This is a genomic window from Planktothrix rubescens CCAP 1459/22 (assembly GCA_904830895.1).
GTDB lineage: Bacteria > Cyanobacteriota > Cyanobacteriia > Cyanobacteriales > Microcoleaceae > Planktothrix > Planktothrix agardhii.
In genome coordinates this window covers 5,224,379-5,239,042 of the sequence record LR882958.1, presented here as the reverse complement: position 1 = coordinate 5,239,042, position 14,664 = coordinate 5,224,379, and the positions used below count along the sequence as shown (strand labels likewise).

At 43.1% G+C, this 14,664-nt stretch carries 11 protein-coding genes; 9 read left to right on the top strand and 2 right to left on the bottom strand.

The genetic code is table 11. From position 1 onward, the window contains the following. The first annotated feature begins 40 nt into the window (after window positions 1–40). The 6 genes from NMG86_RS23745 (at window position 41) to NMG86_RS23720 (ending at window position 6,506) form a co-directional block, all read left to right on the top strand. The gene (locus tag NMG86_RS23745) at window positions 41–1,336 is read left to right on the top strand and encodes a glycosyltransferase family protein (protein WP_043938977.1); all 1,296 of its coding nucleotides are present in this window, start codon (window positions 41–43) and stop codon (window positions 1,334–1,336) included. A 78-nt stretch (window positions 1,337–1,414) separates the two neighbouring features. Further along, on the top strand, window positions 1,415–2,905 hold the full coding sequence (locus NMG86_RS23740) for a site-2 protease family protein (protein ID WP_026796641.1): 1,491 nt from the start codon (window positions 1,415–1,417) through the stop codon (window positions 2,903–2,905). A gap of 35 nt (window positions 2,906–2,940) precedes the next feature. Next, window positions 2,941–3,258, top strand: coding sequence for a DUF3067 family protein (locus NMG86_RS23735; RefSeq protein ID WP_026787978.1), 318 nt, complete (start codon window positions 2,941–2,943; stop codon window positions 3,256–3,258). Between the two features lie 136 nt (window positions 3,259–3,394). Further along, on the top strand, window positions 3,395–5,158 hold the full coding sequence (locus NMG86_RS23730; RefSeq protein WP_051319769.1) for a serine/threonine protein kinase: 1,764 nt from the start codon (window positions 3,395–3,397) through the stop codon (window positions 5,156–5,158). 204 nt (window positions 5,159–5,362) lie between these two features. Beyond that, window positions 5,363–5,938, top strand: coding sequence for a DciA family protein (locus tag NMG86_RS23725; RefSeq protein ID WP_026787977.1), 576 nt, complete (start codon window positions 5,363–5,365; stop codon window positions 5,936–5,938). A gap of 298 nt (window positions 5,939–6,236) precedes the next feature. After that, window positions 6,237–6,506 (top strand): hypothetical protein, encoded by a 270-nt coding sequence (locus NMG86_RS23720; RefSeq protein ID WP_026787976.1) that lies wholly within the window; start codon window positions 6,237–6,239, stop codon window positions 6,504–6,506. Window positions 6,507–6,560: 54 nt separating this feature from the next. Here the strand turns inward: NMG86_RS23720 and menB are convergent, their stop codons facing one another. Together menB and purM are read right to left on the bottom strand one after the other, a co-directional pair. Next, window positions 6,561–7,394 (bottom strand): 1,4-dihydroxy-2-naphthoyl-CoA synthase, encoded by an 834-nt coding sequence (gene menB, locus NMG86_RS23715; RefSeq protein WP_026787975.1) that lies wholly within the window; start codon window positions 7,392–7,394, stop codon window positions 6,561–6,563. Window positions 7,395–7,448: 54 nt separating this feature from the next. Beyond that, window positions 7,449–8,480 (bottom strand): phosphoribosylformylglycinamidine cyclo-ligase, encoded by a 1,032-nt coding sequence (purM, locus tag NMG86_RS23710; protein WP_026795239.1) that lies wholly within the window; start codon window positions 8,478–8,480, stop codon window positions 7,449–7,451. Window positions 8,481–8,943: 463 nt separating this feature from the next. Between purM and NMG86_RS23705 the strand changes: the two genes are divergently transcribed. From NMG86_RS23705 to NMG86_RS23695, 3 genes are all read left to right on the top strand, one after another. Further along, entirely contained in the window at window positions 8,944–9,975 is a 1,032-nt protein-coding gene (locus NMG86_RS23705; protein WP_026796640.1) for a septal ring lytic transglycosylase RlpA family protein, read from the top strand. A gap of 156 nt (window positions 9,976–10,131) precedes the next feature. After that, window positions 10,132–11,649 (top strand): bifunctional pantoate--beta-alanine ligase/(d)CMP kinase, encoded by a 1,518-nt coding sequence (locus NMG86_RS23700; RefSeq protein WP_026796639.1) that lies wholly within the window; start codon window positions 10,132–10,134, stop codon window positions 11,647–11,649. A gap of 302 nt (window positions 11,650–11,951) precedes the next feature. Continuing rightward, entirely contained in the window at window positions 11,952–14,645 is a 2,694-nt protein-coding gene (locus tag NMG86_RS23695; protein WP_026796638.1) for a chloride channel protein, read from the top strand. The last annotated feature ends 19 nt before the right edge of the window (window positions 14,646–14,664 follow it).

The following is a 14,664-nucleotide window of genomic DNA, read 5'->3' as shown; positions in this document are numbered from 1 at the left end:
TCTATAAGGCACTGGCTATCTTGGGAATTGGGTCACCATAATGGACTATAAACAAGAATTAATTACCACGATTCATGACTTTGGTTGCGATCTTGACTTATTAGAAGCCAGAATCACCCAACTGTGTGAAACTTGCCCCACGGCTGTCTTGATTCCCGCCTTATACGAGGAACTGGAACGACCCGCTTTAACCCGGATTCGAGATTGCCTCAAGGACTGTCATTTCGTCAATACCATCGTGGTCTGTCTGTATGCAAAGACCCTTGAGGAATATACAAAAGCGGTTCATTTTTTTAGTGTTTTACCCCAACCGACCCTGGTGATTTGGGAAAATAGCCCAAGAGTCAACCAACTTTTAGAAAAATTGCGGGAAAAAGGCCTAGACCTGATGAGCTTCAATGGCAAAGGTCGGGCGGTTTGGATTGGTTTGGGGGTAGCATCCCTGCAAGCAGAAGCGATCGCACTGCACGATGCCGATATTATTACCTACGATAAATCCTATCCCCTGAAACTATTATTCCCCCTCCTAGAAAAAGAACTCGGAATTTCCTTTAATAAAGCCTATTATGCCCGATTGGGCGGCGAACCTAGAAGTTTCCATGGTCGGGTAATGCGTCTATTTGTCACCCCGTTACTGGTGGCATTGATGGATTTATATGGCTATAACAATTATCTGCGCTATTTAAGTGCCTATCGTTATCCCCTATCTGGGGAATTTGCCCTAACCAATGATATCGCCCTCAATACTCGAATTCCCAGCAATTGGGGCTTAGAAATTGGTTTATTAGCGGAGGTTTATCGCAATGTTGTTCCCCAAAGAATTGCTCAAATTGATTTAGGAAACTTCGACCATAAACATCAAAATATTGGTCAATCTCCCACCGAAGGATTACGGAAAATGTGCGCTGATATTCTTAGGTCGATTTTGCGTACCTTAATCGAAACCGAACGGGTGGTGGTGAACCGGGAACAAATTCATACCTTACGAATTAAATTCAAACGGGAGGCCCAGGATTTTACCCGCCAATATTTTGTCGATGCTCGGTTTAATAATATGCAGTATGACCGTCACCACGAAGAAGCGATCATTGATGTCTTTGAAAAAGTGATCGCGGAAGCGGGTGAAGAATTTTTTCAAAATCCGGTCACGGCTCAAATTCCTGACTGGACAAGGGCTTTGGCTGCTATGCCCGCCCTGCGAGAACAACTACGGGAAGCGACCCGCCGAGATATGGCAGAAGCGAAAGCGATTTTGGCGACCAATCCCGATTTCATTTCCCAGGCAGATATCAATACCCATCCTAAAGACCTGGATAGCATTCCGACAATGCCTTGATTGAATTAGGGGGGAATGGACTGGGCTACAATGAATTCTCAAGGTGATCGCCTTTCTAGTTCAAAATTAAGGTCTATAATGTTTACTGCATCTGATAACACCACTATTCTCGTCCTCCTGATTACCCTGGGTATCCTGGGTTGGGGGTATTATCGTGCCTTACCCTATGGGAAACTGGGTTTGTTGTCCTGGTTACAATCCGTGGCTTTAATGTCTCCAGGATTTCTGTTTTTCTGCTTGGCGGCGGCGGGAATTTACCTAAATTTGGTCAGTCTTTTATTTTTATTCGTGGCTTCGACGGGATTATATATTATGATTGGCCGACGACTCAGGGAAGTGGCGAATCAAGATTCGGTCTCTGAGCTTAAACCCGATCTGTTAGGAAGTCCACCCCCCCTGCCACCGGAACTCAACATTATTCCCCCAACCCCCGATCCGGTTTTGAACTTGGGATCGGTTCCGTTATCTCCAGAAGACCTGAAAATTATTCAGGGTATTTTTGGTATTGATACCTTTTTTGCCACGGAAACCATTCCCTATCAAGATGGGGTGATTTTTAAAGGAAATCTTCGCAGTGACCCGGAAATTGCCTATCAACAATTATCGACAAATTTAAAAAAAAGCATTGGCGATCGCTTACGATTATTTTTAGTTGATAATCCCGAAGGCAAACCCGTTGTTATTGTTTTACCCCAGAATAATGAACCCTTAAGCACTTCAATTCCTCAAAAAATTTTAGCGATTATTTTATTTTTAATGACGCTAGGAACAATTTTTGAAGCGGGAGGTTTATTATTAGGATTCGATTTTTCTGAAAATTTAACCCGCTACCCGGAAATTATCCCGATCGCCCTCGGAATTTTAGCGGTTTTATTCATCCATGAAATTGCCCATCAAGTTATAGCCAAACACTATAATATTAAGTTTAGTTGGCCGTTTTTTATCCCAACGGTTCAAATTGGAAGTTTTGGAGCATTTAATCGGTTTGAATCCGTATTACCTAACCGGACGGTATTATTTGATGTGGCTTTTGCTGGCCCGGTAGCTGCTGGCGGATTATCGTTATTCCTGTTAATTATGGGGTTATTTTTATCCCATCAGGGGAGTGCTTTTCAAGTACCAACGGAATTTTTTCAAGGCTCGGTTTTAGTCGGGATGTTATCTCGATTAATTTTAGGTTCCCAACTCCATCAAACCAGCGTTGACGTGCATCTTCTAACTTTAATCGGTTGGTTTGGATTAGTGATTACGGCTTTGAATTTAATGCCAGCCGGACAGTTAGATGGGGGACGGATGATGCAGGCGATTTATGGCCGGAAAATTGCCGGACGTTCCACCATTGCTACATTTATTGTTTTAGCGATCGCTTCTTTCTCTAATCCGTTAGCCCTGTATTGGGCTTTAGTAATTTTGATTTTACAACGGAATTTAGAACGACCGAGTTTAAATGAATTAACTGAACCCAATGATACCCGTGCCGCCTGGGGATTATTGGTTTTCTTGTTCATGATTTTAACCCTATTTCCCCTCACCCCTGCCTTGGCCACCGGGTTAGGAATTGGTAGTTAATGGATCGAGCCGTATCTAGGGAGTGAATCGTAACTATGACTGGTGAAGATCTGCGTCAATTGTTATTAAATAAATGGGGAGTGTCCTACGATATTCAACTGCGACGGACAAGGGGTAAAATATTTCTGCAAATTATGTGGAAATATTTAGAACAATTATCCTTTCCCCTGAATGAAGCCGATTATATTGCCCATTTGAATGCGATCACTAACTATCTAAATAGTTGGGGAAGTACGGAACAGGTAAGACATTATATTCTAAATACTCGAGAAAAACCCCGTTTAGGAAAAGCTGTGAGTATTCCCCTGGATTTAGGGGGGAGATCTTCGGAATGGATGGTGGAGGACTTCTAGGTCTAACCGTTGGGAGAGTTGGCGCTCGTCCCACAGAGGCGCTACAATCCCGGAACTAAAGGTAGACTATGCTAAAACGATAGTTTCGTTATGGTATGGGCAGATAAGTAAACGGTGGGGAGTTGGTGATCAAGCAATGAATCTAACGCAGGAAATGGTTCTCCAGAACGGCAAATATCGGATTGATGCGGTTCTTGGTCGTGGGGAGTTTGGTGTAACTTACCAAGGGACTCACCCTCTAACGAATCAAACGGTGGTGATTAAAACCCTCCATCCGAAATTCATGACCTCCGTTGATTTTCCCAAAATTAAGCGACAATTTATCACCTTTGCTCAGGGTTTAAGTCAGTGTCACCATCCAAATATTGTGCGTGTCCTCGACTTATTTGAAGAACAGGGTTTACCCTATATGGTGATGAATTATATTCCAGGGGAAACCTTAGAAGAAACACTAAAATCGAGTCCCAGGCTATCGGTGGGTCAAGCCCTAAACTATATTAGTCAGATTTCTTCAGCGTTGCGGAAACTCCATCAACAAGGTTTACTCCACTGTCATCTCCAACCCAGAAATATCCGACTCCACGGAAATACCCTCACCCTAGTTGATTTTGGCTTAACCAATGGCTTCATCCAACATCACCCGGAGTTTCCTATTCGTAACCGCGTTTTATCCGTGGGTTATGCGTCCCTAGAACATTATCTTCCCCATCAACAATTGACCCCAGCAACGGATATTTATGGTTTGTCAGCCATACTCTATTATTTATTAACAGGTGAACCGCCCTTAGAAGCCCCCCTAAGAGTCAATGAAGCCACACAGGAGTTACTAAACGCCACTAAACCAAATTTAAGACGAATTCAACCTACCCTCAGTGTCGTGGTGGAACGGTTGATCTATTGGGGATTAGAAATTGAACCCGGACGACGGCCTCAAAATGTTGATCAGTGGATCGCTTTTTTACCGATTGAAACAACTACTACGGTAATTCAATCTCCTAATACTTTGATTCAACCTAATCCAGTTGTTATTCCCCCTAAACCTGTGGCGGTGAAACCTGTTGTTGAAACTCCAGTATTTGTAACCGTTCCCCAGCCCCATCCCCAACCTAAAATTCAACCTGTTCCTGTCCAGATTCCTGACTGGGAAACCATAGAATATAACCCTTCCTTGGGTTTTTTAGTTCCGATTTTATTCTTAGTCACCTCTTTATTTTTTGGTTGGGTTGGGTTTGATTTGACCCGTCGTTATGGATATATTGTTAGTCAGAAAACCAAGATTCAGATCAATCATCCCTTTGCTAATTTAGATTCGACGGAACCAATGTTTGAAAATCCCTCTATTCAAACTCAAGCTCCGAGTGAAGTAGCCCCTCAACGTTCGGTTGAAGAACCATTAGAAGATGGAGATTACTCCATACCAAAACCTGCGGACTTAGAAGCAAAAACCGAAGAACAATCCCCCGTTGATCAATATAGTAATTCCGGTGTTGTTGCTGAAACCCTGGAAAAAAGTCCGTCAACGGATGAATCTAAAATCGATCAATATTTACTCCCACCTTCCGAGGTAGAATCGGAACCTCCTACTCCTACTACAGATTACTCGGTTTCTACCCCTGTCAATAGCTATTCTGGTGATCCAACGGTTCAACCCGATATTCCAACTGACCCCAATTACTCTCAATCTGGGGCTGAAACTCTACCGCCACAGGTTCCACCCGCCGAAGGAGGGGGTTATGTTTCTGAAGAATCTGCTCCTAATTACTACACAGAACCGACCATTCCCGTAGAACCACAATCTCGCATTCTTTCAGAAGAAACCGTCCCGATAAACTCAGCACCTAACGATGGAATAGAGCCTAGTATTCCGTATTCTCCTTTAACTATTCCCTTGAAAAACTAGGAAATTCTCAATGGGTTTTGAAGATGCGATCGCTTGTTAAATTTAATTAGGGCTTGCTGAAAAAGTAACAGAAAAGGAAAAGAATGATTAACTAACTGATGAATTCAGGCTTACGATTCTGTCAGGAATACTGTGTTTGTTATGTTTTAATTGTGGCAAGTTAGTCCAAAAATCTCTATCGGTTAGAACCCGTGTTTGTGATTAATGCAATCCCTCCATCGTATTTTAGGTCGCCTTCAATCTCAGATTCTTACCCCAGAACAGCAACAATTTCAAGATCTCTGTCAATGTTGGTCTGAAATTGTGGGGACTGTAGCGAGTCGTCATACCCGTCCAGTCACTTGGCATCGAGGGGTGTTGAATGTTGCCACCTCTAGTGCCACTTGGTCTCAGGATTTAACCTTAAGACGGGTGCAAATTATCCATAAATTGCATCAAAAACTGTTATTTCCAGTTCAGGATATCAGATTTTCCTCGGCGGGGTGGCGCTATCAACTCCAGGGAGATCAATCGGTTTCTCTCGATTTTTCGACCGATGAGTTCTCTCAAATGTGGCAAGAACATCCCAGTCGGGTTGAGATTCCAACTCCAAAAGCAGTGGACGAGGTACCCGGGCGTTCCTCCCTGACTCCGTTAACGGCCTTTGAAGGTTGGGCTAATCGTTTAAAGCAGCGATCACAACCTCTCCCCTTATGTCCCCAATGTCACTGTCCAACACCTCCAGGGGAATTGTCTCGTTGGTCAGTTTGTGGCTTTTGTTCAATCCAAAACGGAGAGTAATTACAAATTGATCTATTAACTCGTTTTAAACGGGATTTATACTGAGTTTATTAATCCCTTAATCTAAATTAATCCTTGATCCCTATATATTTTACTTTGTTTCAGGTACAGTCTATCAAATTTACATTTCTTAATATTTTGAATCTGATTTTAAACAAAATATAAAATAAGTGTTAAGTTCTTAGTCCATAAAAATTTAACTCAAAACCATACAGAATCGAAGTTTGACGATAAAAAACCTGAATTTGATGATCCCCGATAATTATAGATAGGTAATTTTCTTGGGGAATTTAAAAGTATGGAGTCTGGGAACTTGATATCGGTCTGCCGTAACTGCCAAAAATACACCCCCGAAGGCCATCGTGGGGGGCATTGTCAGTTGCTTCAAGTTTCAGTCAAAGGCAGTTGGAAGTCTTGTCAATTAGCACTTCCCGCCTTTGCTCCATCTTGGGAAACCCTAGAAAACCTGATCCACTTCCCCCAAGAAACGCCTCGCAAGGGGGATGTGATCCCGTTGCCATCCCATCAGGTTCAAGAGCTAGACGAAGTAGAATCCTTATTGGCTTAATTGAAAAATTTGGGGGCTAGGAATTCCTAGTCCCCGCAAACATCATATCCTAGACTAAGGAAGCCAGGGATATTGACGGAAATTAGGCGATCGCTTCTCCAAGAAAGCCTGTTTCCCTTCCGTTCCTTCCTCGGTCATATAATATAGTAGGGTGGCATTTCCGGCGAGTTCCTGTAGACCCGCTTGACCATCACAATCGGCATTAAACGCCGCCTTTAAACAGCGAATCGCAATTGGGCTTTTCTCCAGAATTTCCTGAGCCCATTCTATTCCTTCTAATTCCAATTGTTCTACAGGAACAACATGATTAATTAACCCCATATCTAGGGCTTGTTGAGCATTGTATTGACGACACAAATACCAAATTTCTCGGGCTTTCTTTTGACCGACAATTCGAGCTAAATAACTAGCTCCAAATCCCCCATCAAAACTGCCAACTTTCGGCCCGGTTTGTCCAAAAATTGCATTATCCGCAGCTAGAGTTAAATCGCAAATTAAATGCAGTACATGACCGCCCCCGATCGCATATCCTGCTACCAAAGCAATCACAACTTTCGGCATACTTCGGATTAACCGTTGTAAATCTAAAACGTTTAATCGAGGGATACCCGTATCGTCAATATATCCTCCATCCCCCCGCACGCTTTGATCCCCGCCGGAACAAAAGGCATATTTTCCGTCGGTATGGGGCCCGGCTCCTGTAAACAATACCACACCAATATTCAGGTCTTCCCGGGCATCAAAAAAGGCATCGTAGAGTTCAAAAACAGTTTTAGGTCGAAAAGCATTGCGTTTTTCTGGACGGTTAATCGTAATTTTAGCGATACCGTCGGCTTTGTGATACAAAATATCTTCGTAGGTTTTGGCAATTTGCCATGCAACTGACATTATGGGTAATTAATTAGGGGTTGAAAATCAGAAAACAGGCTTTCATTCTATCAATTAATTGGTTGGTAATCCGATTAAATCCCCCGTTCCTGACACCACTTCCCCAATAGAATAGGCGGCAATTCCTTGGGTTTTAAACCATTCTTTTGTACTTTCAGCTTGTTGGGGCGGAACCAAAACCACAAAACCGATCCCCATATTAAAAGTATCAAACATCGCCACAGAGCTAATTTCACCCTCTTGAGCTAACCAGTGAAAAATCGGGAGAATCGGCCAACTGTCGGGATGAATCTTAATTGATTGTCCCGAACTCAGACAGCGCGGTAAGTTTTCCGGTAAACCCCCTCCGGTAATATGGGCCATGCCATGAATCTCTAGGCCGTTACGCAGGGCTTGTAACACGGGTTTAACGTAAATTTGAGTTGGGGTTAAACAGACCTCGGCAATAGATTTACCCCCCAAGGTGTCCGGGGATTGATTCCAGTCCCATCCCATATCGCTAATTACTTTACGAACTAGACTAAATCCATTACTATGCACCCCACTACTGGCCAGTCCGATCGCAATATCCCCAATTTGGACTTGAGAGCCATTCAACATTCGGCTTTTTTCTACAATTCCCACACAAAAACCCGCCATGTCATATTCCCCCGGTTGATAAAATCCGGGCATTTCGGCCGTTTCTCCTCCCAGGAGACTACATCCGGCCTGTTGACAGCCTTGGGCTACCCCGGCCACCACTTGAGTTAATTGGTCGGGATCAAGTTTTCCCGTGGCTAAATAGTCCAGAAAAAATAAGGGTTCGGCCCCACAGGTAAGAACATCATTCACGCACATGGCAACTAAATCAATCCCTACGGTATCGTGGCGGTTGAGGATTGTGGCTAATTTTAACTTAGTTCCCACGCCATCGGTTCCCGATACTAAAACGGGTTCGGTATAGCCCGAAGGTAGGGCAAAACAGCCCCCAAACCCGCCGAGTCCCCCTAAAACTTCCGGTCGATAGGTTTTCTGTACGAGGTTGCGAATCTGATCGACAAAATCCCGACCCGCTTGAATATCAACACCAGCTTCCCGATAATCCATCTTCTGCTTTCCTTTAGCTATCTAAAGGATATTTAAGCAATTTTCGGCACGATTATTTTGGGTTCTCGTGGTGCTGATGGCCAGGCTATTGATTCAACTGATAAGAAAATTTAATCAAAACTCAATTGGGAAAATTTTCATAGCTTCAGAATCTCTACATCCTTTAATCAATCAGGGTTATATCTTGAAACTGAACAGTTTAGTTTTTTAAAAAAACCGCAAAGCCTTGATCTGTCGTGATCCCCAAAATTCCAAGTTCATGTTAGTCTGTTGCAGTTCCCCAAACAAAGGTGAATGCGGAACGAGTGTGAGTTGACGAATTGAATTACCTGATATTTGGGTTTAAAACCCACCGATTGAAACTTTCAGCATTTTATTAGCTGATTTCAAGGCTCCAAATTCAGGAGATATCAACCAGGGTAAAGCTTCAACTCGATAACCAGCAGTTTTGAGAGTGTATTTTATGAAACATAAACTTTGGGGCAGTCTTACAGCAGTTATTCTTCTGCCTGTTTTGAGCTTAACCTCCTCGGGCCATGCTGAATCAATATCAGCACCTAACCCGAATCCTGAACTCATTCAAGGAAAAAGTCTAACGGGTTCTGAAGCTACTGATGTGATTAAAGTGGGAGAATATCAATCCCAACAAGCTAATGCAGCTTTATTACCCGATAGCGTAGCCAAAATCAAGGCCCATGAACTGAATCAACAACAGGCTGCAACCCTCTATATCAGAAATATTCCCGTCCTGACTTTTATCAAAAACACGAATTTCGATCCCAAAGCCATTACACCCCCAACCCTTCAACGCATCAAAGTAGGGTCGTATTCAGACCAGGCCTATTTACCCAACCCGACAACTCCTGCAACCCAACCCACCGTCGCCACCGATCCCGTTTCTAGGGCCACTGCGGTTGCAGCCGAAATTAACCAACTGATTCGCAATAATTTTGATGCCAGCACGATTCAAGTGCGATGGGATGCACAACGTCAGCGTTACCTGATTGAAGCAGCCGGTCAGGAACTGGTCAGCATCGACTCGCAAACGATTCTACCGGATACCACCAATGACACGGCAACGGATGCCCTACAAGCCACAAATAGACTCAGACGCCAAATTGGGAATGCTCCTCCTTTGAATACTATTGAAGGTCAACCTAAACTTTCGATTCCAGACGTAGCGACGGGATTTTTGTTTCGACGGATTGAGGGTTGGGCTTCTTGGTATGGCCCTGGCTTTGATGGAAACTTAACGGCTAATGGAGAAACCTTTAACCAATACGATTTAACCGCAGCCCATCCCTCTTTACCCTTTGGGACGACGGTGCGAGTCACAAATAAAGATAACGGCCAATCCGTTGTGGTGCGGATTAATGATCGTGGCCCCTATGCCGGAGGTCGTGTACTTGATTTATCTAAAGGAGCGGCTCAAGCAATTGGGATGATTGGTAGTGGAGTTGCTCCCGTGCAAATTGATGTATTGACTGCTAATTAGTAATCAGTCATCAGTTAACAGTTAACAGTCATCAGTTAACAGTTTTTAGTTAACAGTCATCAGTTAACAGTTTTTAGTTAACAAATATTAACAATCAACTCTTGCACTGATAACTCTTAAACTGATAACTGATAACTGATAACTGATAACTGATTTATGGTTCGTCTGTTGACTAGCGTTGCTGCTCTGCGGTGTTATCTGCGTTCCTACCGAACTCAAAATCCCCTAAATTTTGTGGGTCTAGTGCCTACAATGGGGGGCTTACATTTGGGACATCTGAGCTTAATTCAACGGGCTAAAGCCGAAAATGGTTTGGTGGTGGTGAGTATTTTTGTGAATCCTCTGCAATTTGGGCCGAATGAGGATTTCCAAAACTATCCTAGGCGGTTAGAAACGGATTTGCAGCAGTGTGAACAGGCCGGAGTTGATGTTATATTTGCTCCGTCGGTAGAGGAGATGTATCAATCCTCGGTGCAGACGATGGTGATTCCTCCAGCATCCCTGATCACGGGGTTGTGCGGGAAATCTCGCCCCGGACATTTTCCAGGGGTGGCGACGGTTGTGACGAAATTATTGAATTTAGTTCAACCGGATCGGGCCTATTTTGGACAAAAAGATGCCCAACAGGTGGCGATTATTCAAGGTCTAGTTCAGGATTTGAATTTGCCAATTGAGATTATTTCCTGTCCAATTGTGCGGGAGTCGTCGGGATTGGCCTATAGTTCTCGGAATCAATATTTAACTTTATCAGAACAACAACAAGCAACGGTTTTATATCGGGCTCTACGTCGCGGACAAGAACATTTCCACAAAGGTTGTAATTCTGCTACGGAGATTAAAACCTTTGTCCAAACTGAATTGGAGACGGAACCGGAGGTACAGGTAGAATATATTGATTTAGTGGAACCCCAAACTTTAATTCCCTTAGCTACAGTGGAAACCAAGGGGTTATTAGCGATCGCGGCTCGTGTGGGACAAACTCGTTTAATTGATAATCTGATTCTGCACCGTCGTCAACCGATTATTGCCATTGATGGCCCAGCCGGAGCCGGGAAATCTACCGTTACCCGCAAAATTGCCCAGGCTTTGGGATTGTTATATTTAGATACCGGGGCGATGTATCGGGCCGTGACTTGGTTGGTGTTACAGTCTGGAATTGCGGTGGAGGATGAAGTTGCTATAGCTGAAATTGTCAGTCAATGTCGGATTGAATTGATCCCCGACAGAGAACAACCCAGAACCCTGATTAATGGTCAGGATGTGACTGAAGCGATTCGATCCTTGGAAGTGACGGCTCAGGTATCGGCGATCGCGGCTCAATGGGCTGTGCGTCAGGCTTTGGTTAAACAGCAACAGGCGTTTGGGAATCAAGGTGGAATTGTTGCTGAAGGTAGGGATATTGGCACAACAGTATTCCCCGATGCCGAATTAAAAATTTTCCTAACTGCATCTGTACAAGAGCGGGCAAAACGGAGATTATTAGAACTGCATAGTCAAGGGAAAACGGAAATTACTCAGGAACAATTAGAACAGGATATTGCCGAGCGCGATCGGCTTGACAGTAATCGAGTTATTTCACCCTTGAGAAAAGCCGCTGATGCGATGGAAATTCAAACGGACAATTTAACAATTGATGATGTGATTCAACGGGTCGTTAAATCAGTCATCAGTTAACAGTTAACAGTTATCAGTTAAGAAGTTTACAGTTAACTGTTTTCAGCCTACAAGTATTAACAATGAACTCTTTACTGTTAACTGATGACTGATACCTCTTACACTGATAACTGTTGACTGTTGACTGATATAGCAGGGAACAGCCCCCCAACCTGCCGTGCACGGGGGGCTAGGGAGGGAGGGAACACCGGGGGAAAATACTTCACCGTCTGGGTTCCAATATCCGTCTGGTGTCCTAACTGCCTTGGCGGTTGCTATACCTCTTACACTGTTAACTGATGACTGTTAACTGATGACTGATTATGTGGCGCATCTCTATCTCCAGAGAAGTTTCTGTTCTGTTCTCCAAAATTTTATCACCCACGACCCCGAAACGTTTTGCCATTATTGAAGCGGGTTTAATTGGTTTAGTCTCCGGTTTAGCCGCATTTATATTAAAAGAAGGTGCGGGTTGGTTAGGTTCTTTACGAATTTCCACATCATTAAATTCTGCGATTCCCGCTTGGATATTGCTTCCCATCATTGGATTAATTGGGGGTTTATTAACGGGTTTTTTAGTAGAAAGATTAGCACCAGAAACCGCCGGAAGTGGGATTCCACAAGTAAAAGCAGCATTGGCGGGAGAACCGATTTCCCTTGACTTTCGAGTGGCATTTGCTAAACTTATTGGCACGATGTTTACGATGGGTTCTGGGTTAACTTTAGGACGTCAGGGGCCGACTGTCCAAATTGGTGCCGCTTTAGCTGCTTGGATTAGTCGTTGGGTTCCCACTTCTCCGAATTATCGACGTCAATTAATCGCTTGTGGTGCCGCCGCCGGATTAGCCGCTGGATTTAATGCTCCGATTGCCGGGGTGTTATTTGTAGTAGAAGAACTGCTGCATGATGTGTCAGGAATTACCCTCGGCCCGGCGATTATTGCCTCTTTTATTGGTGCGGTGGTTTCCCGTTTATTAGGGGGTCAAGAATTTAGTGATAGCGCCACAAAAACTATTATATTAGAAACCGTACATGATCGATTACTTTATGCCAGAGAAATTCCGTTATTTATTCTATTAGGAATTTTAGCGGGAGTTTTAGGAGCAATTTTTAGTCGGAGTATTATTTCCGGGTCAAAATTTAACCGCCGAGTATTACGTTGGGGATTACCTCAGCGCATGGCAGTTGCCGGGTTATTATCAGGTTTAATCGTATCATTATTACCCCTTTCCTTTAGGAATAATACCGGAATTAGGCAATTAATTTTAAGTGGGGAATTGTCTTGGGAAACCAGTGCTTTAGTATTTACGGCTCATTTTATTCTAACTATAATTGCAGCCAGTTCCGGCGCACCTGGGGGACTATTTGCCCCTTCTTTAGTATTGGGTTCGGCGTTAGGTCATTTAGTCGGAACCTGGGAATCCGAATTAATGTTAGGAATTGACCAACCCACTATTTTTGCCTTTGCGGGAATGGGGGCTTTTTTCTGTGCTGTGGCGCGAACACCGATGACGGCTGTTGTAATTGTGTTTGAAATTACAACGGATTTCGGGTTAGTTTTACCGTTAATGATTTCTTCTATTGTAGCATATTTAATTGCGGAAAAAATCGATCCTGAATCTCTCTATGATCAGTTATTAAAATTGAGTGGAATTGAACTCAAATCCGATCACCCAATTGATGGGGCATTGGAGAATTTACGCGCAGCTAATGTTATGCAAAGAAATGTCGAAACCTTAGCAGGTAATTTGACTTTAGAACAGGTGATTGAAGCCTTTGCAAAATCCCATCATCGCGGATTTCCTGTAGTTGAAAATGGCAAATTAGTCGGAATTATTACCCAAACGGATTTAGCCCAAATTAGTAATCGTCAATTACCTAATCATACTCCGATTAATCAGTTAATGACTACTCAACCAATTACTGTTAATCCCGATGATAATTTAACTCATGTTTTATATTTATTAGGTCATTATAAATTAAGTCGTTTACCCGTTATAGAACATCATCATTTAGTGGGAATTATTACTCGCAGTGATATTATTCGAGCGGAATTAGGGCAAATTAATGGGGAAACAACCCAAGTCGGGCGACATCATGAATCTTCTTATATTGCCTATCAAACTAGGGGGCCACAAACCGGAAATGGGCGTTTATTAGTATCATTATATAACCCCCAAACTGCCCCGGCATTATTAAAAGTTGCCGTGGCGATCGCCCAGGAACGCAATTATGAATTAGAATGTATCACAGTGATTACTATTCCCTATAGTAACTCTCCTTCAGAAACCTCTGTTCGATTAACAAAAAGTCGGCGTTTATTACAACAAGCGGAACGTTTAGGACAGAATTTAAAGATTTCTGTTCATACTCAAATTCGAGTTGCCCATGATGTTGCCCAAGCGATTTTAGAAACAACTCAAGAGGAACATATTGATTTATTATTAATGGGTTGGCATGGGGATATATCAGCACCAGATCGGATTTTTGGCAATGTGATGGATGCGGTTATTCGTCTAGTTCCCTGCCAAGTTATGTTGATAAAATGGGGTCAAAATCAAACGCCTCACGACCCTCAAACTAATACTAATTCCGATCCTAATACTTGCCCGGTTTCGGCTTGGCATCGTTGGTTAGTTCCCGTTAGGGACACCCTGGAAAATTCAGTTTCGGTGCAGCTTTTACCTGCATTAATTAAGTTAAGTTTGTCTCCAAAAATTTGTCTTTTTAGAGTAGTTAAAAGTATGATTTCTACAGAGGAAATTAGAGATTTTAACCAAGATTCGGAAAATTTAAGTCATCGTTTAAATACGGAGGTAATTTTTAGTAATGTTTGTTCTAATTCCGTATCAGAAGCGGTGATTGATTTAGCGGATAAAGATCAATGTGATGTGATTGTATTAGGGGCAAGTCGAGAGGGAATGTTACGACAAGCAATTCAAGGTAATATTCCAGAAGCGATCGCTAAAAACTGTCAATGTACAGTTATTTTAGTTCGACCTGCTATTGAAAAATAAAGGATTTGGAAACAGAAAC

Bases quoted from the DNA above. Each gene is read 5' to 3' on its own strand.
- NMG86_RS23695 (WP_026796638.1), top strand. From the start codon at position 11,952: ATGTGGCGCATCTCTATCTCCAGAGAAGTTTCTGTTCTGTTCTCCAAA.
- NMG86_RS23735 (WP_026787978.1), top strand. From the start codon at position 2,941: ATGACTGGTGAAGATCTGCGTCAATTGTTATTAAATAAATGGGGAGTG.
- NMG86_RS23725 (WP_026787977.1), top strand. From the start codon at position 5,363: ATGCAATCCCTCCATCGTATTTTAGGTCGCCTTCAATCTCAGATTCTT.
- NMG86_RS23730 (WP_051319769.1), top strand. From the start codon at position 3,395: ATGAATCTAACGCAGGAAATGGTTCTCCAGAACGGCAAATATCGGATT.
- NMG86_RS23740 (WP_026796641.1), top strand. From the start codon at position 1,415: ATGTTTACTGCATCTGATAACACCACTATTCTCGTCCTCCTGATTACC.
- NMG86_RS23720 (WP_026787976.1), top strand. From the start codon at position 6,237: ATGGAGTCTGGGAACTTGATATCGGTCTGCCGTAACTGCCAAAAATAC.
- purM (WP_026795239.1), bottom strand. From the start codon at position 8,480: ATGGATTATCGGGAAGCTGGTGTTGATATTCAAGCGGGTCGGGATTTT.
- NMG86_RS23745 (WP_043938977.1), top strand. From the start codon at position 41: ATGGACTATAAACAAGAATTAATTACCACGATTCATGACTTTGGTTGC.
- NMG86_RS23705 (WP_026796640.1), top strand. From the start codon at position 8,944: ATGAAACATAAACTTTGGGGCAGTCTTACAGCAGTTATTCTTCTGCCT.
- NMG86_RS23700 (WP_026796639.1), top strand. From the start codon at position 10,132: ATGGTTCGTCTGTTGACTAGCGTTGCTGCTCTGCGGTGTTATCTGCGT.
- menB (WP_026787975.1), bottom strand. From the start codon at position 7,394: ATGTCAGTTGCATGGCAAATTGCCAAAACCTACGAAGATATTTTGTAT.